This window comes from Thermodesulfovibrionales bacterium (assembly GCA_035622735.1).
Lineage (GTDB): Bacteria > Nitrospirota > Thermodesulfovibrionia > Thermodesulfovibrionales > UBA9159 > DASPUT01.
In genome coordinates, this window is sequence record DASPUT010000077.1 from 1 (window position 1) to 22,748 (window position 22,748).

The 22,748-nt window shown below is 50.4% G+C and carries 16 protein-coding genes; 11 read left to right on the top strand and 5 right to left on the bottom strand.

The window, feature by feature from the left end; translation table 11 throughout:
- The 4 genes from VEI96_04145 to VEI96_04160 form a co-directional block, all read left to right on the top strand.
- Window positions 1–371 (top strand): hypothetical protein (locus VEI96_04145; GenBank protein ID HXX57167.1); only part of this gene is annotated, 371 nt, incomplete at its 5' end.
- Between the two features lie 40 nt (window positions 372–411).
- Window positions 412–1,182 carry a sulfotransferase domain-containing protein gene (locus VEI96_04150; protein ID HXX57168.1) on the top strand — a complete coding sequence of 257 codons (771 nt, stop codon included), beginning with the start codon at window positions 412–414 and terminating at the stop codon, window positions 1,180–1,182.
- Between the two features lie 67 nt (window positions 1,183–1,249).
- Window positions 1,250–2,302 (top strand): SPASM domain-containing protein, encoded by a 1,053-nt coding sequence (locus tag VEI96_04155; GenBank protein HXX57169.1) that lies wholly within the window; start codon window positions 1,250–1,252, stop codon window positions 2,300–2,302.
- A gap of 49 nt (window positions 2,303–2,351) precedes the next feature.
- Entirely contained in the window at window positions 2,352–3,206 is an 855-nt protein-coding gene (locus VEI96_04160) for a sulfatase-like hydrolase/transferase (GenBank protein ID HXX57170.1), read from the top strand.
- 85 nt (window positions 3,207–3,291) lie between these two features.
- Here VEI96_04160 and VEI96_04165 read toward each other — a convergent pair whose 3' ends face one another.
- The 4 genes from VEI96_04165 to VEI96_04180 form a co-directional block, all read right to left on the bottom strand.
- Window positions 3,292–4,248 (bottom strand): hypothetical protein, encoded by a 957-nt coding sequence (locus VEI96_04165; GenBank protein HXX57171.1) that lies wholly within the window; start codon window positions 4,246–4,248, stop codon window positions 3,292–3,294.
- A 127-nt stretch (window positions 4,249–4,375) separates the two neighbouring features.
- Window positions 4,376–4,816 (bottom strand): hypothetical protein, encoded by a 441-nt coding sequence (locus tag VEI96_04170; protein ID HXX57172.1) that lies wholly within the window; start codon window positions 4,814–4,816, stop codon window positions 4,376–4,378.
- A gap of 259 nt (window positions 4,817–5,075) precedes the next feature.
- Window positions 5,076–6,812: a hypothetical protein gene (locus VEI96_04175; protein HXX57173.1), complete on the bottom strand. Its 1,737-nt coding sequence runs from the start codon at window positions 6,810–6,812 to the stop codon at window positions 5,076–5,078.
- Complete coding sequence (locus tag VEI96_04180; protein HXX57174.1) at window positions 6,809–7,402, bottom strand: SCO family protein; 594 nt, start codon at window positions 7,400–7,402, stop codon at window positions 6,809–6,811. The genes VEI96_04175 and VEI96_04180 overlap by 4 nt, the downstream gene beginning before the upstream one ends.
- Before the next feature lie 340 nt (window positions 7,403–7,742).
- On the opposite strand from VEI96_04180, the gene VEI96_04185 reads away from it, so the two are divergent.
- The 6 genes from VEI96_04185 to VEI96_04210 all read left to right on the top strand — a co-directional run bounded on the left by VEI96_04185 (window position 7,743) and on the right by VEI96_04210 (window position 19,436).
- Window positions 7,743–8,528 (top strand): tail fiber domain-containing protein, encoded by a 786-nt coding sequence (locus tag VEI96_04185; protein HXX57175.1) that lies wholly within the window; start codon window positions 7,743–7,745, stop codon window positions 8,526–8,528.
- Window positions 8,529–8,710: 182 nt separating this feature from the next.
- A complete protein-coding gene (locus tag VEI96_04190) occupies window positions 8,711–11,194 on the top strand; it encodes a glycosyltransferase (protein HXX57176.1) in 2,484 nt (827 codons plus the stop codon).
- Between the two features lie 111 nt (window positions 11,195–11,305).
- A complete protein-coding gene (locus VEI96_04195) occupies window positions 11,306–12,019 on the top strand; it encodes a hypothetical protein (GenBank protein ID HXX57177.1) in 714 nt (237 codons plus the stop codon).
- A gap of 63 nt (window positions 12,020–12,082) precedes the next feature.
- Window positions 12,083–16,177: a glycosyltransferase family 4 protein gene (locus VEI96_04200; protein HXX57178.1), complete on the top strand. Its 4,095-nt coding sequence runs from the start codon at window positions 12,083–12,085 to the stop codon at window positions 16,175–16,177.
- Window positions 16,170–16,985 carry a class I SAM-dependent methyltransferase gene (locus VEI96_04205; protein HXX57179.1) on the top strand — a complete coding sequence of 272 codons (816 nt, stop codon included), beginning with the start codon at window positions 16,170–16,172 and terminating at the stop codon, window positions 16,983–16,985. The genes VEI96_04200 and VEI96_04205 overlap by 8 nt, the downstream gene beginning before the upstream one ends.
- 876 nt (window positions 16,986–17,861) lie before the next feature.
- Window positions 17,862–19,436 (top strand): LamG-like jellyroll fold domain-containing protein, encoded by a 1,575-nt coding sequence (locus VEI96_04210; protein ID HXX57180.1) that lies wholly within the window; start codon window positions 17,862–17,864, stop codon window positions 19,434–19,436.
- A gap of 208 nt (window positions 19,437–19,644) precedes the next feature.
- On the opposite strand, the gene VEI96_04215 is transcribed toward VEI96_04210, so the two are convergent.
- Window positions 19,645–21,228, bottom strand: coding sequence for a fibronectin type III domain-containing protein (locus tag VEI96_04215; GenBank protein ID HXX57181.1), 1,584 nt, complete (start codon window positions 21,226–21,228; stop codon window positions 19,645–19,647).
- Window positions 21,229–21,716: 488 nt separating this feature from the next.
- Here VEI96_04215 and gmd point away from each other — a divergent pair, with 488 nt between their 5' ends.
- Window positions 21,717–22,748: a GDP-mannose 4,6-dehydratase gene (gene gmd / locus VEI96_04220; protein ID HXX57182.1), complete on the top strand. Its 1,032-nt coding sequence runs from the start codon at window positions 21,717–21,719 to the stop codon at window positions 22,746–22,748.

Sequence of the window (22,748 nt, forward strand, 5' to 3'; positions counted from 1 at the left end):
CTCTGGGATCGCCGGTCCCGAATAACACCTACGGGTATGGTCGAATCGATGTCGCTGCAGCGTATCAATATGCCTTTCTCAATTTCGTCAATGGGGGCAACGATCCTGTTGTGCTGGTCCATGACGCCGCTATTGTTGCGACGTATCCTGACATCCAGACTGCCCTTGATAATTGCAGTAACCTTGACATCATAAAAGTGCAGGCAGCGACTCCTCTTGCCGCCCCGGACATTGACCTGCTGGGCATCGCCGTAAGTCTTCTTGGCGGCTATGACTCGGCCTTCTTATCTCAGACTGGTTCTACGACTCTCCAGGGAACGCTCACAATCACTGCGGGAACCGTTATCATCGCGAATGTGATAGTAGCCTAACATAATAGCCTCGCTGTTATGTATTCGGATATAATATCGTATGAAAGTTTTTCCGTCCGCCCGGGAAAGAAGGAAAATCGATTTTGTTATTTGCGGCACGCAAAAAGGGGGCACCTCGGCCCTGGATGCATATTTGAGGGATCACCCTCTGATATGCATGGCAAATCAGAAGGAAGTCCATTTCTTTGACGAAGAGAAACATTTCCGCGGCAGCAAGCCCGACTACCCGGCGTATCATGCATGCTTCAGTCCCGGCCCTTCCCACAGGCTCCTCGGAGAGGCCACGCCTGCGTATATGTACTGGTATGACGCGCCCAGGCGGATGTGGCAGTATAATCCGGGAATGAAACTCCTCGTGGTATTGAGGAACCCCATCGACCGGGCGTACTCCCACTGGAATATGCAGCGGAAACGGGGCATCGATAATCTTTCGTTTTGGGATGCCCTCCATAGCGAAAAAGAGCGATGCCGCGCAGCCCTGCCTTATCAGCATAAGCAATTCTCCTATGTCGACAGAGGGTTCTACCTGGAACAGCTGCGAAGGCTTTCGACCTACTTTGCCCGGGATCAGGCCCTCATTATGCGACACGAAGACCTGAGATCCAGGCCGAAGGAGACAATGGATGCGATATGTGATTTCCTCGGCGTTGACCCTGTTCAAGACCTACAGGTCAGGGAAGTGCATTCCCACGAGTATGACTCCCCGATGAGTAAAAGCGAGTGGGAGCATCTGCGCTTCGTCTTTGAGTATGAGATAAGGGGCCTTGAACGACTGTTGGGCTGGGACTGCAGCGATTGGCTGGCCGGCTGATGGAGAGTGCAGTGCCGGCCCGCACGATGGACACCGGCCTGATGGCCGGGTATCATAATACTGAAAAATGATGGGACCTTCTGCCAGCAATCCCGCGCCCTATCTGGGAATCCGGTATCAGATAAAGTATCATAAATGCAATCTCAATTGTCCCTACTGCATCATACACTGGAAAGAACAGGACAATCTCTTCGACCTCGAAAAATTCAGGCGGATTATCGGCAAGATAAAGGAATTGCCGTTTACGGTCTGCCTCAGGATCGGCGTTGGCGGCGAGATATTCACCTCGCCCGAGATACTCGGCGTGATCAGGGATATCTGTAATGAAGAGAACAACATAACCGGCATAAGCTTTTCTTCCAACCTCCAGGCAGACTGGGACACCGTCATCGGGCCGTTTGTCCGGTCGACCAACACCGGCAAGCTCGGCATAGGTTGTACGCTCCACGACACGGTAATAAAGGATGTCAACCCTTTCTTCGAGAAGGTGAAACGTCTGAAAGAGAGCGGTGTCCAGCTTTATGTGGGATGTGTGGCCATTCCCCAGAGGATACGGTTCATAAGACAATACCGGCAAAGATGCAGGGAGCTCGGCGTGCCCCTTATCCTGAACGCGGCGATCGGCACATTGAAAGGCGTCGAGGCCGCCGACCCTGAACTCGTCTACCCCCGCGATTATACGCCCGGTGAGATAAGAAAACTCAAAAAGCTCTGGCATACGCCTCATAGCTATAAAATGCTGCTGGAGGCATGCAGCCCTCACGGCATGAGATGTTCCGCCGGGAAGAATTATATTTATATCGATCACGACGGCAATGTCTACCCGTGCCAGTCGATAAAGTCGACCATGGGGAATATAGCGAAAGAGGGGATAACGTTTCAGGATGAGGATACGGTCTGTCCGGCTGACACCTGCTGGTGTGGGAATGAAAACCAGGCGCTCAGAATCGTCGACAGAAATTATGACAGGACGAGGACGTTAAGGATCTTTTATCCCAGGGAAGGCATCCCTGAAGAAGCCTTGTACGAAGGATACAATCCACCGATATACAGGAGAAAGGCCTTTGATGTCAGGAAACAGTTCAAGCGACTCAGATCCGCTCTTCCTTGCAGGAAATGACGCGGCGAGAATCTGCAGAAGCGAGATTCGGTGAGAGGCTGTCGTAATCATGCCGATACCGTTCATCTCTTCATTGCTTAAGAAAAGAGGGATCTTCCGCTTCGAGAAGGAGAAGTCCGTGCTGTTTATCACCCTGGACTCCTGCCGTTACGATACCTTCGAGAATGCAAAGATACCGAACCTGAGGGCTGTGGGAAAATTGTACCGTGCGATGGCGCCGGGGAATTTCACCTACGGTTCCCATGCTTCCATGTTTGTGGGCTTCACTCCGGGAATAGCGGGACAGAGGGAAGCCTTTGTTAATCCGAAATACGGAAAGATATTCAAGCTCGTCGGCGCCGGATATCCGGGCAAGGGGACCGAACATCTTGTGCTGGAAGGTCGAACTATCATCGATGGGTTTAAGAACAAGGGATATCTTACCATCGGCTCTGGCGCCGTGGGCTGGTTCAATCCCCAGAGCAGGACCGGCCAACTCCTGACCGAAGACTTCGACAAATTCTACTTCCCCGGCAACACGCATTCGCTCGCGAGACAGCTGGACTGGCTCGGGCATGAGCTGGTCGATCCGTCCAGGCCGGTGTTTGTATTCCTCAATATCGGTGAGACCCATGTCCCCTACTACTATGAAGGAGCACCGTGGAATTGTGAAGTTAATCCGTGCGTACCCTTTTCCGAGAGCAATGATGCTGCAGAATGCCGCAGCCGTCAGAAAGCGTGTCTGGAATATGTCGACGCTCTCCTGAAACCGCTCCTTGAGGCGTTCCGCGCTGCCACTACGGTAGTCTGCTCTGATCACGGCGACTGCTGGGGCGAAGACGGTCTGTGGGAGCACGGGATCCATCATGAGAAGGTACTGGAGGTCCCTTTGCTCTTCAGGCTCAACGGGGGTCAGCAGAGATAGACTCGCACTAGTGCGGTATCCTTAGTCGGGAGACATGGATGATTCTGCCGGTTTATCTCCTGCAGAATCATCCATGTTGAGGTGGTTACGGATTGTGGTAGTTTGTTACCGAAGGATCAGCCGGAGTCCCGCCTGTGAAAGGATTGGTGACGCCGACAGCAAAATTATTTTTGTAGATACCTGACGAGCCAGAAAAACTGAGCCCATACGTCATGTTGAAGACCGTATTATCTCTTGCAATCGCATTTGAACCGTTGACCGAAAGTCCAGTTGAGGTCCCCGGCCCGAGCGCAGGGTTTGTCATGATGTTGTTATCGACCATGTTATCGGCCGATAACGCATCAAGATAAATGGCATAGGACGTTTCACCTGCTTCTTCCCTGGTGGCGGAGACCGCGTTGGCGCCGATGACCGATGTTGCGCCGCTCGAGTAGATACCGAAGACCGCAGCGCCGGAGCTGCCATTAGTGCTGCCCACGATATTCTCTCTGATCACCGCCGCCCGGCCTGAGGAATAAATGCCGTAAACATCAGGCGTGCCGACAGTGGTGCCGCCGGTGTTTATCACCTGGTTGTAACGGATGCGGTTCCCGAAGCCGACAACCATGATACCGCGGGCTGTATTGGAATCGGCACGGATGCCTTCCACGACATTGCCCAGAGACGTGTTGCCCGAGGTATCGTCCAGCTGTATGCCGCAATAGAAGCCGCGCACGACACCGTTCCTGACGATGACATTCTTCCGCTGGTTAGCGTAAATGCCGACGGCCTGAGTCGCGAGTCCCGCGCCCTGCCCCCCGATCCTGTGGTCGTTGAGATCGAGCACGACATTGCTCGCGTTGATCGTAATAACATTGCCTGTCGGGGAAGAGGAGGTAAGGTCACTCGTAAGGCAATAATTACCAGGCACACTGATCGTGTAGGGCACTAACATCTGATTGATTGGCGTGCAGAGAGTTAATTCTGCTTGCGTCACGGTTGCGATCGCAAAAACAAACATACTGGTCAGGACAAAGAATACTGCACATCTTCCGATCTTCATTGCAGATCCTCCTTCATTTATTCTTTAAGAAGTCAAAAGGGTTTATGAATCCTTTCTGTGTAGTGAGAGAAAACGGCAACATAAATCCCTCAACGCAAAAAAAAATGTTTCTTATGAAAAGGGTTTGTTACGTGGAAGGGGGAGAAAGGCCTGAATGAAGAGGACAGAAACCTTTTTGAAATAGGGGCTTCTTTTCCTCAATTACGCCTGTGAGAGCTGGTGTTCTCGCCAAGACGAGTTCGTCGGCGATGAGTAGAGAAGACCTCGCAGGGGGCTTCAATCGTGAATGAACGGTTTCCTGTACTTCAGCTGCCTTTACTTTGAGGACCGTGCCCTGTGACGGGTCAGGGCCCGTGTCATTTCTCTCCTCCCCTGTCACGATCGAGAGCAGTAATTCGGCGATGAACAATTTCATGTCGAGTGGGGAGCGTGTTATTTGAACAACAGAGGCGTGTAACTCATTGTGGACCTCTGTGTGCAGATACACCAGAAAGGGAGATGTTGCGTATATGCAAAAATATATCAGGAAGAAAACCGTTACAGGATGAATCTTGAGTTTAGATGCCATGAGATCCTTCTTCCAGCCTACCGCCTCACCTCTCATTTGGGATACAGATTCAAAATGAATCAGGGTCGCCTTCATGAAAAGCAATTTCCATACCATAATTTCAGGTTCGTAAATTGATATAAAACTAGGACATTGCTCGGTCCAACCGATCAATCTTGGGTAAAGAACTACATAGCATGGGAAACAAATGACACAAAGAGCGACGACCGTAGGCGAAGAGGCGTGAAAATTGTTCCGGATTAGAGGAAGACCGAATCGCTCAGTGGATGACCCACTCGCTCCGTTTTACCAGTTCCGGATGGGGACCTTCGGTCAACTGAACAATGTAACATCCCTTCGATGCATAGCGCTGTCCGGGGCCAAAACTCAACCGCGGATAGAGGACAACGTCATAGGACTGATCGGGCATCATATCGATCAGCTCAAGAAGACGGTCTCTGTAGTAATACCCCTTCAGCATACCGAGTTGCTCCGAGAGCATCCGAACAATATCATACATCTTGTACCCTATATCGATATTGGAAACGGGAAGTTTGTTGTTCCTGATCCAGGCCTTGACCCCGTCTTTCAGCCCTTTCCCTTCCTGGGGGAGTCTGTAAGGATACGTCACATACACAAAACTTCTCACCTTCTCCGGCAGGGAATACAGATCTTGCCCCAGAATGCCCGATGAGACGAAGACCATGCCCGGTCGGTCTTGGACATCCACAAGCCCACCGATGGCAGAGAGGTCTTTCGGGCTCAGCCACAAAACGAGAATCGAATTTTTGTGCCGGCCGACCAGCTGCTTCCAGAAGTCTCCATTCACGATTTCTCCATTAGAAAGCATGACATCTATGGGAAGGGGCTGGCCGAGGTTCTCCCGCGTCTCCCGAAAGGCTCTTGCAAGGGTGACGCCGGACCGGTCATTGCGAAAGACCTGGACGACCGACAGATCGGGAGCAAGATTCTCCTCGATAGAGTGAAGATATCTTGCAACAGCCTCCCCTTCCTGATACAAGCCCTTGGAGAAATAAAGTGTATACCACTCCGTGTCAGAGATCAGAGGGAAATCGGTAACGGGAAAGAAATTGGGGATCCGGTGCTCCTCACTAAATTCGTGGATAGGTGCCCAGTCGCCCGTGGTAATTCCGCCCACAAGCGCAAAGACGGGCTTCTTTTGGTAATATTCTTCCAGCTGTTTTCGCCAGCCCTCCCGTGGTCCCTTCAACTCCCAGACATCGAGCGTCAGCCCTCGAAAGCCCTTGTCCATGACTTCCTCGGTAAATGGCCCTGTTTTGGCCCTCCTTGCCGCGTGCCGTGATTTCCCCCATGTTCTGGCATAAAACTGAAGAGGTGCCACCATCGACTCACGGTCTTCTTTCTTCACTTCTTCCGTAACCACAGTGGCAAGGTGTATCGTCGTGTCGGTAACTCCGGGTGGCATCTCTGCGGTCAGGTTCTTGAGATAAAAGATCATAATCTCCATATCATGATCATCAAGAAAGTATCTCGGCATGACGCCGTTGAGTTTCCTACCGTTCGGATCTTCTCCTGCCCTCAGCGCAACCGCCAGCGTCTCGTCAGTGTATGCGGGGCGGAAGTCGCCGCTGAGAAGCATCTTGGGCAGTTTTTCCCGGGCTGACTTGCTCAGGTCTCCCATCATCGACATCGGTTTATAAAGTCTTGGACCGTCTATAGGAAAGGTATAGACCGTGCCTTCCAGCGATCCCATCCCGCTCCTTTGATGACAGCTCACACAGCTGAACATCCTGCCGTCTACAGGGATTTCCCCCTCAAGAACAGCCTGCAGGGGCTCTCCTGATGGCAGTATCCCGTCACGATACATCCGCTCCCCCTGCCGCAATGCCTCTTCCCGTGATACTCCTGCAATCGTGAGAGACTGTTTATCCTCGGCTGTAATTGTCCCTGACCAGAGAACGACGAGAAGCAGGGAAAGAATTCCCCATGCCAGGAACACCGCGACATCTTTCACCGACTGAAAAACCTTCCTCACTTGAGCACCTTCTGGTATTCTCTTATGAGATCTCGCGTCCCGATAATGCCGTAAATCCTGACCCAGCGGGTCTCGGCCGGACCGTGGAGCAAAATGAGGGGAAGGTGACGCATCTTATCGGAAGTGTACGCGTCAAGGGCCTTCAACACCTTTTCGATGTCCTCCCTGCGGCCGGTCAGGAAGTCCCATCCCGGCTTTGCGTCGTACCTTTGGAGATAGGCCTTCATCGCTTTTGGCGTATCGTTATCCGGATCGATCGAGATGGAGACGAGGTTGACGCCGGCGGATTCCGGTCCGAGCTTCCTTTGAAAATCGCAAAAGCCGATCGACAGCACGGGACAGATCGTGGTGCAGGTGGTGAATATGAAATCCACGAGGACTGGCTTGTCCGAATTCAGCAAGGTCCTGAGTCGGACCTTCTTGCCATTCTGATTTACCAGGGTCACATCCGGAACCGCGTAGTTTTCGACAGTCCTCTTAAACTTTTCGTTCGTCTCGGCCCTTACCCCATCAGAGGTGACGACAAGCGAAGATAGAAGAAAAAAGAGTATGAAAGAGCATACCCTGCATTTCACCAGAGGCGTTGCCATATGGGAAACCTCCATCTGAATATCAGCTGTGCCAACATATTATCACAAAAAGTCGTTGCCGTCTAATCAAACCAATCCGGGCGACATTCTGAAGAGTCGCTCACCATATCTCTTATGCACTTGACTCACAGGCTTTAATATGTAATATTATGCATTAAAGGGGGTAATCCGAAGCCCCGGAGGACTTTTGAGGGTCACTTTAACAAAGTAGAGCAAGTCGTCGCACAAGAAACTGGTCTAGGCCGGACAGAGGACATCATAAGCGGCGATTTCACTGGCAATGACGGGAGGGGCGAATAATTTCATTCATGATTGAACAGTCCTTAAAAGGAGGAGAGGTATGAAAAAAATATCGGTAGTGATGATGGCAGTGATGGCTATTTCAGTTTTGCTGGCGGTTCCGGCGTTCAGCGCGCCAAAGCTTATTGTGAAGGCCGCGAACGGGACTGATGATGTTTTCCACGTGGAGGATACGGGGAATGTCGGAATCTTCTCTGGAATTACAAACCCGGCTGCGCCGACAGCACCGTTGAACATCGTCTCGGCAGGTTCGGGAAATCTCTTCACGATAACAACCACATCCCCGGCAGGAGGTGCAGGGTTTGAATTTAAAGTGCCGGGCGGCGGTGATTGGCTCTTCAGGGCAACTCAGGATAATGGGTTCAAGATAAGGGATGGGGCAAATGCGAAGGATGCGGTCTACGTTCAATTTAATACCGGCCATGTCGGGATCGGCACACTTACTCCGGCCCATCCTCTCGTAATTTGTGCATTTCCGGGCTCGGCGACGTGCGTTTCTAATGACGGTACCACAACATGGACAGCTTCGAGCCGTGAATACAAGGAGAATATTCAGTCTTTACCCGCTGACAAGGCGATTGACGCCCTGAAGGACCTCAATCCTGTTACCTTCAGATATAGAGACATCCCCGACCAGCCGCACGTCGGATTTATCGCAGAGGATGTTCCTGATTTGGTTGCGTCGAAAGACAGAAAGGCACTGAGTCCGATGGACATCGTGGCTGTCCTGACGCGAGTGGTTCAGGAGCAGAACAAGACTATCGAGGCGCTCTCGGCGAAGATCGACAGGCTCGAGAAAGCTTCAATGGACGGAAGAAAGTTTTAAGGCACACAACAGTTTTACGGCAGACAACCGAAGGAGCTGTTTCCATGAAATCTGCTGCCTGATACAACGGGCAGCAGATTTTTTATGCCCCTCATGAAATCTCGCTTCTGATGACAATTTGCCGCTGATCGGTTATTATATTGTGCGTTGAGAAGCCCAGACGCAGAGGAAATGTTGCGTTCATGGAAAACGGCAAGAGACAAAGGGCCATAGGCATCCTCGGTATGCACCGGAGCGGCACATCGGCGATTGCGCGGGCCGTAAATTTACTGGGACCGTACATAGGGCATGCGGATCATTTAATGAAGCCGATCGAAGGCGATAATCCGCATGGATTTTGGGAGCACTGGGCGGTCTTTTCCCTCCACGAGAGGCTCCTCACATTTCTTGCGAGATCCTGGGATGGCCTTCTTCCCCCCCCTGAGGGCTGGTGGAAACAGCCGGAAATAACTCCCTTTCACGAGGAACTGCGAAACCTCATAACCACCGAATTTGCAGGGCAAGACATTTGGCTCTGGAAAGACCCCCGAACTTCCTTGGTTCTGCCGCTCTGGAAGGAGGTCCTCCGCGAGCTCAATATCGACGCGCACTATCTGCTTTGCGTAAGAAATCCCGTGGACGTCGCTTCCTCGTTGTTGCGGCGGAACCATTTCCCTAAGGCAAAGTCGCTCTCCTTATGGCTGCTCTATACTGTGTCTTCTCTTTACTGGACGAACGGCGCTAAACGTATCGTATTTCGTTTCGACGATCTCATTGAAAACTGGGAAGATTCTCTCAGAGAGGTTTCGACCTCGTTGGGCATCCCGTGGCCTCAGGATGACCGTGGGCTCCGGAGATCCATGGCTGAGTTCCTCCGTCCGGAAGACCGTCACAGCAGTTCAGATGCTGAATTACTCTTCCATGACACGGAGATCGCTGAGCCCGTGAAAAGAATGTACCGACTGCTTCAACGATCGGTGGAGAAAAACGGTTTTACTGATTCCGACGAGTTCTCGAAAGAAATAGAAGAAATCTACCGTGACTACTGTACCTATGCAGAAATCTTTACCCCTTTGCGCAATGAAGATAGGGCAACGCACAACCAAAATGCCGGGGGAAACCGCGATGCAATGATTCAGAGCTTGGGCCCTGTAGCTGAATTCAGGAAAGCAGAGGAAGTCAACCGGCTTGTGTTTCCCTCGTTCTCCCGTTACCGGGTGTCGATAGTTATCCCCGTTTGGAACCATTGGGAACACACCTACCGGTGTTTGCGGTCAGTAATGGCGAACACCGATGAGGTCGCGTACGAGGTTATCGTTATTGACAACGGATCTTCGGACGGCACCCAAGAAATGCTTGCGAAGGCAGAAAATATCAGGGTCTTGAGAAATCAAACAAACACCGGTTATGTCCTCGCATGCAATCAGGGTGCGGGAATAGCCCGGGGCGAGTACCTTCTGCTCCTCAATAACGACGCGGAACCGCTGGAGGGGTGGCTCAGGGAACTTGTGGATGTCATCGATGGCGACGAGACAGTTGCGGCGGTCGGTGCAAAACTCGTATACGCCGACGGTGTGTTGCAGGAGGCAGGGGGGATGATGTTTCACGACGGACGCGGGTGGAATTTTGGGAAGGGAGACGACCCGAATGAGGATCTCTACAATATCCCCTGCGAAGTTGATTACTGCTCCGGCGCATGCCTGCTGGTGCGGATGGATCTTTTTAACCGCCTCGGCGGTTTCGATGTTCGCTATGCCCCTGCCTATTATGAAGACGCTGATCTCTGCTTCGCCCTGCGAAAAATGGGATACAGGGTCGTCTTCAACCCAAACGCAGCAGTCGTCCATCACGAATCGGTGACGGCGGGAGCAGACGAATCGTCCGGGTACAAAAAATATTTGGAAATTAACAGGAAGAAATTCGTTGAGAAGTGGCGTAATGAACTGGAACTCCAGGAACCACACCCTTCCGAGACGGGGAGGAGTCCGGTGACTTCCTGTCGCGAAAGGCTTGCAGGAAGTTCTCTATCGCCCGAAGACGTTCTTCGTCTTTCACGAGGCGGGCAAGTGCTCCATGGACGTAATCTGGGTTCTCAGTTGCCTGACAGGCCCTTTCTCTATAAATCTCTCGCGGACAAGGAACATCAGTCAATTGAAGTCATCAAGAAGGCTGCCGGCTTTTATGGAGATGGACAGGTAGGCGTGGTCTGGACCGGCGATAAGGACTCGACCGCTATCCTTCAGATGATAAGACAGGCATATAACGGCCGTGTACCGTTTACGACAATCAGTCTCGAAGCGAATCCCGCATCTCCTCAGATGCGCGAGTTCATGGAAAGGCTTCAGCATGAGTGGGCATTTCATTTGGAGAGATTCGATGAGACAGGGTCGTCCCTGCAATCGGCTTCCCGTGATAGAGGTGCGGAACGTCGCGAATCCGATGCAGGAGAGGTACTCGACAGGGTGGTTGAAGTTTTGGGACTCAAGGCACTCATCATCGCGAAGAGATGGGATGAAGGAATAGCGGCGTCTCCTTACAAGTATTTCACCCGTAGGGAAGATCCTCCCTACGTATGGGTTTACCCACTCCTTCACTTTAAGGAAGTGGATGTATGGCATTATATAAAAAAATATAGCGTACCTTTTTGCGACGTCAACGGGTTAAGAAACCGGCAACTATGCGCATAGTCTTGCATGTAGCCGGGTCGATGAACATGTCGCCATGAAGCAATTTGACGGAATGAGAACACTTGTCCTGCGACAAATCAATCGGAATCCGGGCATGCAAAAGAGGTTGACATGAGCAACCTGAAAGGGCCGGAAATCAGCGTCAACGAAATAATGCAAACAATAAAGGAAAGGCTCGAAAAGAGGAGGACATCTTCTCACCTCGAAAGATCGGATGATGAAAGAGAGCGGAGCATGGGCAATTCGGAGGGGGACCTGTTCCTCGATCAGGGTGACTTTCATAAGCCGTGTGACAAAGGAGTTATGGGTAATCTTCTCTGGAAATATGGCACAAAGTATGCCTTTTTCTTCAAGAGAGTTCCGATAATAAAGAATATCGCTGAAAAGTGGTACTGGAAATTGGCACGGGGACAAAACTCACCGGATGAGGTCGCTGCCGTTTCCTCCCGCCTCACCAACTCCGGATCCGATATCCTGGAAGCCAATCTGAATTATGACGGATTTCTGGAACAGCTGAGGAAGGAAGGGCTGAAGGGCAGAATCAAACTCGCGATATTTACTGTTATAGGTTTTTTCGCATGGTGGCAGGGACAGGTCAACAGAGCATTCTACGCGGCTTTGGCCAAACAGGAGGCGCAAATCGCTGAGAGGGATAGAACCATTAGAGATCTAGAATATAGACTTTCGGTGTTGAGTCACACAGAAGATGCTCTCTATGAAGAATTGACAAGCCAAAGGGCCGAGATCGCGAGACAGGGCAGAGAACTCTTGAAACATCGAAATGATCAACCGTTCGATTCGAAAGACGGCTCCAGGACTGAGTGAAGAGATCCTGAGTCGAACCTTCGATGACATTTTTCTGCCGGCACTGATACGTAAAAGACGGGAATGAAAAAAATTCTCTCTTTGAATTTCTTCCCTGCCTTTACGCCGCCCGCGAGCGGCGGTGAACTACGCTACTTTCATATGTATTCCAGACTGAGCGAAAACTTTGATGTGACGCTCCTTTCCCCGACGCATGTCGATCATGAATTCGAAATCGTAACGCATTCCGATACATTCAGAGAATACAGAATACCAAAGGAAGAATCCATTCACAACATACTACATCACAGGCTTGCCGAAGAAGGGGTGTGCTCTGAAGTCTCTGCTCTGGCCTGCGCCCTGAGTTCGGCATATCCCAATGCGTACCATAGACGTTATTTGGAGCTCTGCGAAGGGGCCGATGTCATCGTGCATGAATCTCCCTATATGCTCGGATATGACCTGCTATGGAGATTTGATAATAAGCCGAGGATCTACAACAGCTACAATGTTGAATACCGGCTGATGAAGCAGCTCTACAGGGGGAAATGGGCTGGACAATATTTACAATATATTTTCAGTCTCGAAAAGAAAGCCGCTCTCGAATCGGACATTTTGTTTGCCACGTCCGACGAAGAAAAAAAGGCATTTCTTGAATTATATGGTGTGCCGGCGGAAAAGATTAAATTAGCCCCTAACGGAATTGATCCCGATAGTGTGATTGTCACTGCGAAAAGAAGAGAAAACTCCGTCCTTTTTCTCGGGAGTCATCATCCTCCGAACGTTGAAGCAGCCGAATTTCTTGTTAACAAAGTCGCGCGCAGATGTCCGGGAATCGATTTTCTTATTGCCGGAAGTTGCGGTGATACTCTTAAGAGGAATTCACTTGGGAAAAATGTGCACCTGCTCGGCAGGGTTGACGAGAAGACAAAGAAAGAACTCCTTTCGACGAGTCAGGTTGCCGTTAACCCGATGTTCTCCGGCGCAGGCACAAACCTGAAGACCCTGGAATTTCTGTCTGCGGGACTGCCGTTACTTTCAAGCGATACGGGGGTTCGAGGACTTTCACTGCGGGACGGAGAACATTACCTGAAGGCCGATAAGGACAATTTTGCAAAAAAACTGATAAACCTGATCGGGGATGATGCCCTGAGAGAGAGGATATCCCGTTTAGGCCGTCTTCACGTCAATGAGAAGTATTCGTGGAGAGGAATTGCAGAATCGGTGCGGCATGAGATCAACGCACTGCCCGGCGACAGAAAGGGCGGCAGGAAGCTCATTCTTGTGCTGAATGATTTCAGTGCGTCCAAACCGTCGGGCGGCGGGGAAATGAGAATCAACAGGTTGTACGGCGCATTATCCCGTTATCATGACGTGGCATCCCTCTGCTTAAACGATTCTTCACGACTGATACGGTCTGCTATCACCCGGACATTCACGGAAATATCCTTTCCTAAGACGCAGGAACATGTAGCTGAGGAAAGCCGCGTTGCGAAACTATCTTGGATCGGTGCGTCCGACATAGTCAGCTCGTATATGTGCGTAAGGAATCAGTTTTTCCTGAGTGCCCTGAAGGCCTTTTATAGAATTGCGGATCTGGTTGTGTTGTCTCACCCATACATGTCCCTCGCATTGGAGAGTTTACGAGGGAAGCCTCTGATTTACGAGGCTCTCAATTTTGAATTCGGACTAAAGAATAGGATCTTAAGAGATCACCCGTTATTCGAGACCTTGGTTGACCAAGTAAGGTACGTTGAGAAAACCGCCTGTAAACGGAGTTCCCTATTCATTGGCGTCTCCGGGGAGGATGTCGCGAGCCTGGCACAATTTGCTGGGCTTGACGGTAAGCCTTCATACGTTGTAGAAAACGGCGTCGATCTGAAAGGCGAAGAATTCTTTTTAGACACATTTGCAGATGTGAGGAAGGTTCTGGGCGGCCGCAAGTCCGTCCTCTTCATCGGAAGTGGACATTCTCCGAACGTCGCAGCAGTAAACTTCATTGCAAACGAACTCGCCCCGGCATTGCCTCATCACATTTTCTTGATCGTCGGAACGGTCGGTAATGCCTTTAGACAGCGTGAGGTACCGAAGAACGTCCTCCTCTTCGGAAGAATCGATGAGGAGTACAAAAAAGTATTATTGAGGATCGCCGACGTGGCAATCAACCCTATGATCGAAGGCTCAGGCTCCAACTTGAAGCTTCCTGAATATCTTGCATATCGATTACCGACAGTGACAACGAAAGTGGGGGCGAGAGGCTATGATGTGGAAGACGGAAAAGAAGTCATAATTTGCGAGCTGCGAGAATTTGCGGACAAGATAGATTATCTGTTGGGGCATGATGAATTCAAGCAGATGTTGTCCGGGCAAGGGTATGCATATGCCCTTCGCAAGCTGGACTGGAATGTTCTTGCCGAGAACTATTTGTCTATTCTGGAACACACGTTTTTTAAAGAAGAGAAGAAAAAACTATTGGTTCTCACCTACCGGTTCACTACCCCTCCCCTCGGCGGTGCGGAGGTCTATCTTCTTAGCCTCTTACGGGAAATTGACAGACTGGCCGACTTTTCCGTGACCGTCGCAACTCTTGATATTCGTGACATACTAAATAAGTACCATTTCTCTGCCGCATATACATTCGATGACGCACCCCTCGCGCTGCCGGACATGCAGCACACTTCAGTCTATAAATTCAGATGCAAAGGAATATCTGATGATGTGAAACTGAAAGGTGCGAGGAGACTTTTCAGACGCTGGATGGAAGAATTCGTTCTCTCTTCCCTGCGGCATATCGATGCGTATACGGCCCCGTTGCTGATGGGCGGGTGGAATTTTCCGGAGAGAGCCGACGGGCGCTGCGAAATTTGGTCAAGCGAGGTTTCGTACATCTACGTAGCCGGAACGGAAGAAATAGAGATGGAAGGGTATTGCCCCCACAACGGGGAACTATCGGTTTTATCCGAGGGCGAAAAAACATTATATGAAAAGAAACTGACGGGCAAGTTTCATGTTCGCTTTAAGACGGACGGCAGCAGATGGATAAAGCTACGAATCAACCCCTTTACGGCTCATGAAGATCCGAGGCCATTGGGTGTCAGAATATCCAGTATCAAATACTGGATGAACGGCCAATGGTACGACCTCGACCTCAATTATAATTACAGGGACTTTTTGAAGGAAAAGTATTTGGAAGAATATATCGAAGAACTGATCCGGACCGCCGGAGCGAGGCCGCGGGAATATGACGCTTTGTTTCAGCACGTCCGCGGGCCTCTTTCGCCCGAACTGGAAGGTTGGCTTGATAGAAACGTTGCGAAGTTTGACATCGTTCTGGGCCACAGCATTCCCTTCTCCACCTCCGTTCTCGCGGCCACTTTTGCAAGGAAATATGAAAAGCCGTTGATAATGCTTCCCCATTTTCACATGGATGACGAGTTTTATCACTGGAAATCATATTACGAAGCCCTCACGGCGGCAAATGCGGTTCTCGCATCCCCTTCGATATCGATTGATCTGTTCTTCAACAAAATAGGGGCTAAAGCAATGTATCTGCCCGGAGGCATTGATTCACGAGAACATGAAGACAGTGCCCCTTCAGCCTTCTCTCACCTCTATAACGGCAATCTTCCCTTCTTCCTGGTTCTCGGCAGAAAAGCGGGGAGTAAGAATTATAAGTGGGCGATGGATGCATTACAGGATATTAATCGAGATGGCAAATTGTGCAACCTTGTTCTCATAGGAAAGGACGAGGACGGCGAGAGAATTGATGCGGGCGATGCATTGTATCTGCATGAACAACCGAGGGATGTTGTTTTGGGTGCCTTGAAGGAATGTATGGGCCTAATCAATATGAGCGAAAGCGAGAGTTTCGGGCTCGTTCTCCTCGAGGCGTGGATGGAGAAGAAACCCGTTATCGTGTATGGGAACTGCGCTGCATTTGCCGAACTCGTTGACGATAGGGTAAACGGCCTACTGGCAAACAGGGAGAGCCTGGCGGATAAGATCAGATTCATTTTGGAAGAGCCCGCTCAGGCCGCGGAAATGGGGAGAAGGGGATTTCAGAAAGTCCAGGAACAGTATACCTGGGAAGCAATCGGGAAAGAGGTCAACAATCAGTTGCTGCTGCAGATGACGAGAAACGAGCAAACACCGAAGGTAGGGCCTGGAAGGGATGTATAACGAAAAAGATGATTTCCTCCATCATGAGAAGGAAATAGCCGATTTCCTTTTGTTCCTCAAGAGGGCTGAGGTAGGCACCCGTGATGGGATGACCGTCTTAGACATCGGTGCCGGTCAGGGAATGCATGCAGGCTTTCTTGCTGAGCATTTTCAGGATGTCTATTGTTCCGATATCATTGATTACACTTCTCTGTACGGCGGAGAATTTTTCAAACTCCTGCAAGAGAAGTATGCGAGGAATGGTTATCGCATCAATCTGTCGAAGGTTCACTTTATCAGAGCGGACGGCATGAACTTGATCTTCAGGGACACTTTTTTTGATATGATTGTTTCCTTTAATATGTTCGAACACGTTCCCGAGCCTGAAACTGTGCTGAAAGAAATGGTACGGTGTGCAAAAGATGGGGGCTATATCTATATCCAGTTTGATCCGATCTGGACCGCCGACACCGGAAGCCACTTTTTTCACCGAGTTCCGGAACCGTGGGCGCATCTTGTTTACAGCGATGACGAGTTTGTGTCGAAGATGAGGACAAGCGGCGCCCCGGAGAGTGAGACCGAAGAATATAGGAACGCCATGAACAGGAAAAGGGTGCTTTACTACCGGACGCTCATCGGAAACCTAGTAAAGAGAGGCGATATTCACCTGATCAGTCAAGAATTTTGGAGCGGCCTCTCCCATGAAAACCATAAAGACCACCCTTTCTTCAAAAGGTGTTTACAGAGAGGATTTCATGAGGAAGAACTGTTGTTACGGGGCGGGCGGGTCTTGCTCGGAAAAGGGAAGAGGCCACTGGACAAAAAATAGCACATCGCAGCGATGATAATTTGTGTTTTTCGGCAAGATAGATTTTATAGCAATCAATGAAATTGACATAACCACGTCTCAGGTCGACGTTAAAGAATGGAGCACTTTTCAAGCTGTATCATAGCTGTAAATTCGACGCGGAGTCACATGAAGGCTGAAATTCGAAAAACTGCCCTAACATTATTGTTTTCCGGGATCGCACTCTGTTTGGCCGCTTACTCTCTGCGGCCGGTGTTGTACTCCGGCTATTATTTCGATGACAGTCTTAATTCGCTTCTTAGAGCACATCTATCGGGAGAAGGGAAATCATTATGGAATCACCTTTATGAAACGGCGACGAGTTTCCCGCAGGGAAGATTTGGCCCTTTGAGCGCGGGCAGTCGCTTTCTGGTACATTACATATTTCATGAGGTGGAGTATTATAAGGTCGCCATTTTGACCGGAATCGTTGCAAACATCGCATTTTTTGGCTATTTTTTAAGGCGTTTCACAGGGTCCTTCAACTTGGCCATGGCTTCCATGCTTCTTATTCCAATCTTTTTTCAGATCAGAAATTATCATGACCCGATCACCTCATACAATCTGCTGCTGCAACAGATGTGCTTTCTGCTGTTTGCATCCCTCATTTTTTTCCACGCTTTTCTTGCTAAGAAGAAACTTTCCACCTTTTTGGCAAGTGCGATATGCTATCTGTCGGCACTGCTGACTTACGAGATTGGCTTTTCATTCCTCATATTTTTTTTTATTCTGGCCTGGCATCACCACAAAAATCTTATCGCTTCTCTGAAGACGACGGCTCCCCTCGTCTTCCTTACCATCGCAGTGCTTGCGGTGAACATGTACGCAAGGATGCAGTTTCCCGCCCATTATTCCGGGGTGAAGGCTAACCTGAAAGTCGAAGCGCTATTCACTGCCTTCTTCGAACAACTGTGCGGGGCGCTTCCCCTGAGTTATTATTCCCAGGTGAAGGGGCCTGTCCTTGCCTTCCTTGCTGCCTCGGACGTCGGGTATGCGCTGATCCTGTTCTCCCTGTGCTTGTATTTCCTGAAAAAAACGGGCGATGAGAAAATTGAGCCGACGTGCCTGATAATTTCTGGTTTTGCGCTGTGGGTCCTGCCGGCATGCGTAATCGCCCTGTCAGAAAAGTATCAGAATGAACTTACTTTTGGAACAGCATACCTTCCCGTGTACCTTCAATACTTTGGATTGCTTATGCTATTGATGGGCGTTTTCTCCGCCGTTTACGCTCATATTAATTCATTCCGGGTAAAGAACCTCATTGCCGTTCTGGTATCGTTTATGGCCGCGGCTATCGGGCTGATAACTATGGCACATAATAAGGCTATCGTAGAGGAGATGAATCTCTCGTGGAAATATCCACGGGAAGTGTTGGGGTTAGCCCTAAAGAAGGGCTTAGCCGCTGAAATTCCCACAGACTCAATAATCTGGGTGTCCGCTCAGGGTCCTCATCCCGCCTGGTACCTCTTTGCGAATAAGGACTTTTTTTACCAGTATTCGGGAAAGACTTTCACGGTTCTTCATGAAAGAGACGGTGTGATACTCAGAGGGAACGTAGTGAATGAAAAAAATGTTTTGGGGAGGAGTGAGTTGAATGCCTTGTCCGGAAGAATTGAGTATGTGATGAGTTATTCTTCGACCCGGAGAGATGCGGGAATAGTTCTCTTATCAAGAGTTAAAAACTCACTGTTGAGTCCTAATGCCTCCGGACACGAACATGGCCCGGGCGATGTGGAAGTAACGGTGGATAAGGTTTTCACCGTGAATGGGACAAAGCAGCGAATGCTGAACTATTCAGGAAACAATGCTCCTCCTGGAACGTCGTTGGAAAAAGGAACTGCCGGTGTCGCTCATTACCTTTTCATCGAGGGGTCGGGGTATGATGCCGCCCATGGAATAGTGGGGTATGCCAGCCGAAAAGGAGTTTCCGGGGAACATACACGGTGTATTGTTTTCGGCCCTGTCACTTTGCCCGACAGGTTTCATGTGGAAATAGTCTTAAGACCTCTTCAGGATCAAGTGCCCTATGCGAACATCATGGGTAATCGTGGCTCGGATAGTTCGTACGAGGGGTTTGCCATAGAACAGGACGGCGAGAATCAGAATACGTTCTCCCTTGTCGTCGGCGATGGAAGGGAGTGGCTCCCTTCCGCCACATTTCGAGTCGATCCCCAGGCATGGAATTATCTGGCTTTTTCAATAAACCGACATGTCGTTAAGAGCTATGTCAATGGCAAATTAACGGGGTCTGTTCGCCTAAAAGGCCCCCTCAGGAATAGCGCCATGCAGGTATACGTCGGAAACCGGGCAAATTTTGACCGCCCATTTCATGGACAGATCGGGGAGGTGATCATTGGGGAAGGCGATCTCCCGACAAAAGATACCTCGATGAAGTGGCTGCAAATGAACGATAATCTTCGAAGTTCCCGATAAAGAGTTTGTTTGCGGTTCTGATCTACTATGCGATCACATGAAGAGCAGGTGAACAGGCTCGTTGAACTAATAGAAGGGTTTTATCTCGCCGCGTCGCTTCTTAACGTCTGTTTTTTTCGGCGCTATCGGGGTCTTGCAGTTCCTGGAGCCTGAGAATCTATTGGCTTGATTCGAGATTCTATTATGCTAGCCCGGTTGCCATGGGATTCTACTGAGTTGCCGAACAATCCACGTATTGAGTCTTATCCGACGACTTGCATCTCCACGTCCATCCCGTTGTGGTGGCGGTTACCCCGCCCCCGCCCAGTATCCCCGCGCCGCAAAGGTTGCTCGTTGGCGCTGCCGGGAATCTCTGCCCATTGGCTGATCCGCATGCAACCAGGTTTGCCGAACAACTTACATACTTAGTCTTATCCGACGACTTGCATCTCCACGTCCATCCGGTTGCGGTGGCGGTTATCCCACTCCCACCCAGTATCCCCGCACTGCAAAAATTCGTCGCAGGCGCCGTCAGGAACGCCTCCGTATTTGCCGTTCCGCACGCAACCAGGTTTGCCGAACAACTTACATACTTAGTCTTATCCGACGACTTACATTTCCATGTCCATCCGTTTGCGGAGGCGGTTACCCCGCTCCCACCTAATATCCCCTTACTGCAAAGATTCGTCGCCGGCGCCGTCAGGAACGCCTCCGCGTTTGCCGTTCCGCAGACGGGATATATCGCAGCGGTTGCAGCAATCGTATGGCTGGCAGTCACGTTGCTGAAGGTGTATGTCGTGAGCGCACCGACTGATACCCCGTCGACTTTCACATCCGCGATGTAATATCCCGCATTCGGTGCTATCGTGAAAGACCGGTTCGCCCCCTGATTCACCGTTACCGCTCCAGATGGGGCGATGCTCCCCCCGCTGCCCGCTGATGCAGTAATCGTATAGGTGTTGACCGCAAAGGTCGCAGCTATTGTATGATTGGCTGTCACGTTGCTGAAGGTGTACTTGGCCACCGCACCTGCCGATACCCCATCCACTTTGACAGCCGAAATATGATATCCCGCATTCGGTGCTATCGTGAACGCCTGGCTCGCCCCCTGATTAACAGTTCTCGAACCCGACGGCGAGATGCTCCCTCCGCTGCCGGCTGTTGCCGTAATGGTATAGGTGTTGACCTGATTCACCGCAAAGGTGGCGGTGACCGTTGTGTTAGAAGTGACAGAAATTGCGCATGTCCCGTTACCCGTGCATCCACCGGACCAGCCCGAAAAAGTTGAACCGGTTGCAGGTGTGGCCGTCAGTGTAACGACCGTTCCTGAGTTGTACGTCCCGGTACAGCCTGTACCACAGTTAATGCCCGCAGGTGAACTTGTTACCGTCCCCGTTCCGGCACCGCCCTTGTTTATCGTAAGGTTATCTTGAACAGATGCCGTCGTCTTGCTCACTTCGTTTGAATAACCGCTTTCATTCCCCGTCGCATCATATGCGCTTACTGCAAAGTAGTAGGTAGTCCCGTCAGCAAGATTCGGGACCGTATAGGACGTCACGCTCTTCACATCCGCAACCTGCGGGTAATTCCTTGAAACAGTGCCGTAATACACTTTATAGCCTGCGAGATCAGTCAGTGAAGTCCCGTCATCATTTGTGGTCGGTGCAACCCACGACAATGTCACCTGAGCTGAATGAGCTGCCGGTACATGAAGAATCAAAGAAGCAAATGCTATGAGTACAAAAAAGAGGATTCCGGAAATACAGGGATGGGCGTCTGTGAATCCCCGAAATTTCCTATTCGTTCTAGCCATCTGCATTATCCGACCTCCGCATTTTTAACTCTCCAGCTATTCGATAAACCCAGTCAAGTCTACAATCGAATCATGAATATTCCATTAAAAACAGATTAAACTTATTTCATCTTCTCCGTATAAGAGCCTCATCCCGCGGGAACAGGGCTTCTGTCACACATCCCCTGACGGGGTCGTCTCTTCTTAATCACTATAGTGACTGAGGAACGGGGGCATGAATGTGATTCACATCACACATCGAACTCTCCATTCTTGCGGAAAATGAGAATAATGAAAAAAGAGATTCAGAATCGCGAGCATCCCCCGCGAAACCATGGGAGATGCGCTCTTTCCCTGTGGAATGATTCGGCGATCTGATGGAGAGGCCGGACTAAACCTCACCGATTTCAGGGAAACGAGTCGGGGGCTATTCATGCAAAGAGGCACCCTTTTGCGCTATAATGGAGCACCTTTCGAATTATCTTTTTGACGGTGATGGGAATACTCTCATGAAGACAGCGTTGATCACTGGCATCCGTGGACAGGACGGTGCATATCTTTCCAAGTTTCTCCTGGAGAAAGGGTATACCGTATATGGTGCCGACAGGAGAAGCGGAGGTTCGAGTCTCTGGAGGTTGAAAGAATTAGGGATAGAGAATGATATAACGATTCGTTATCTGGATCTCCTTGAATTGACAAATGTCATGCACGAGATCGAGAGAATAAAACCGGATGAGATCTACAACCTGGCGGCGCAGAGTTTTGTGCAGGCATCTTTTGAGCAGCCGATCCTGACGTCCGATACGGATGCTCTCGGGGTCTTGAGGCTCCTCGAGGCCTTGAGGATATTGAGTCCTGCTACGAAATTCTATCAGGCGTCTACGTCGGAGATGTTCGGAAGGGTCCTCTCGGTGCCTCAGGACGAGAGAACCCCGTTCTATCCGAGGAGTCCTTACGGCGTCGCAAAAGTCTTCGGACACTGGATAACGGTAAACTATCGGGAGTCCTACAAAATGTTTGCCTGTTCAGGGATACTCTTTAACCATGAATCGCCGTTACGGGGGTTTGAGTTTATTACCCGCAAATTGACTTACAGCATCGCCAGGATAAGACACGGACTTCAGGATAGGATTGTTGTGGGCAATCTCGACTCGAAGCGAGACTGGGGCTATGCACCGGAGTACGTCGCCGCCATGTGGACCATGCTGCAGCAGAGGGAGGCCGACGATTATGTCATAGCGACCCATGAGTCTCACTCGGTGAGAGAATTTGTTGAATTCGCCTTCAAGTATGCCGGGTATGAAGTGGTATGGGACGGCAAAGGTCTCGAAGAAAAAGGCATCGACGGAAAAACAGGCAAGACCCTCGTGGAAGTGTCAGGGGAATTCTTCAGGCCGGCTGAGGTAGATATTCTCGTAGGCGATTTTTCAAAAGCAAAGAAAAAGCTCGGGTGGCAGCCACGAGTCAAATTTGAGGAGCTTGCAAGAATAATGGTCGAGGCGGACATCAAGCGGGTCGGGATCGAAAGAGACCGCCGCTGA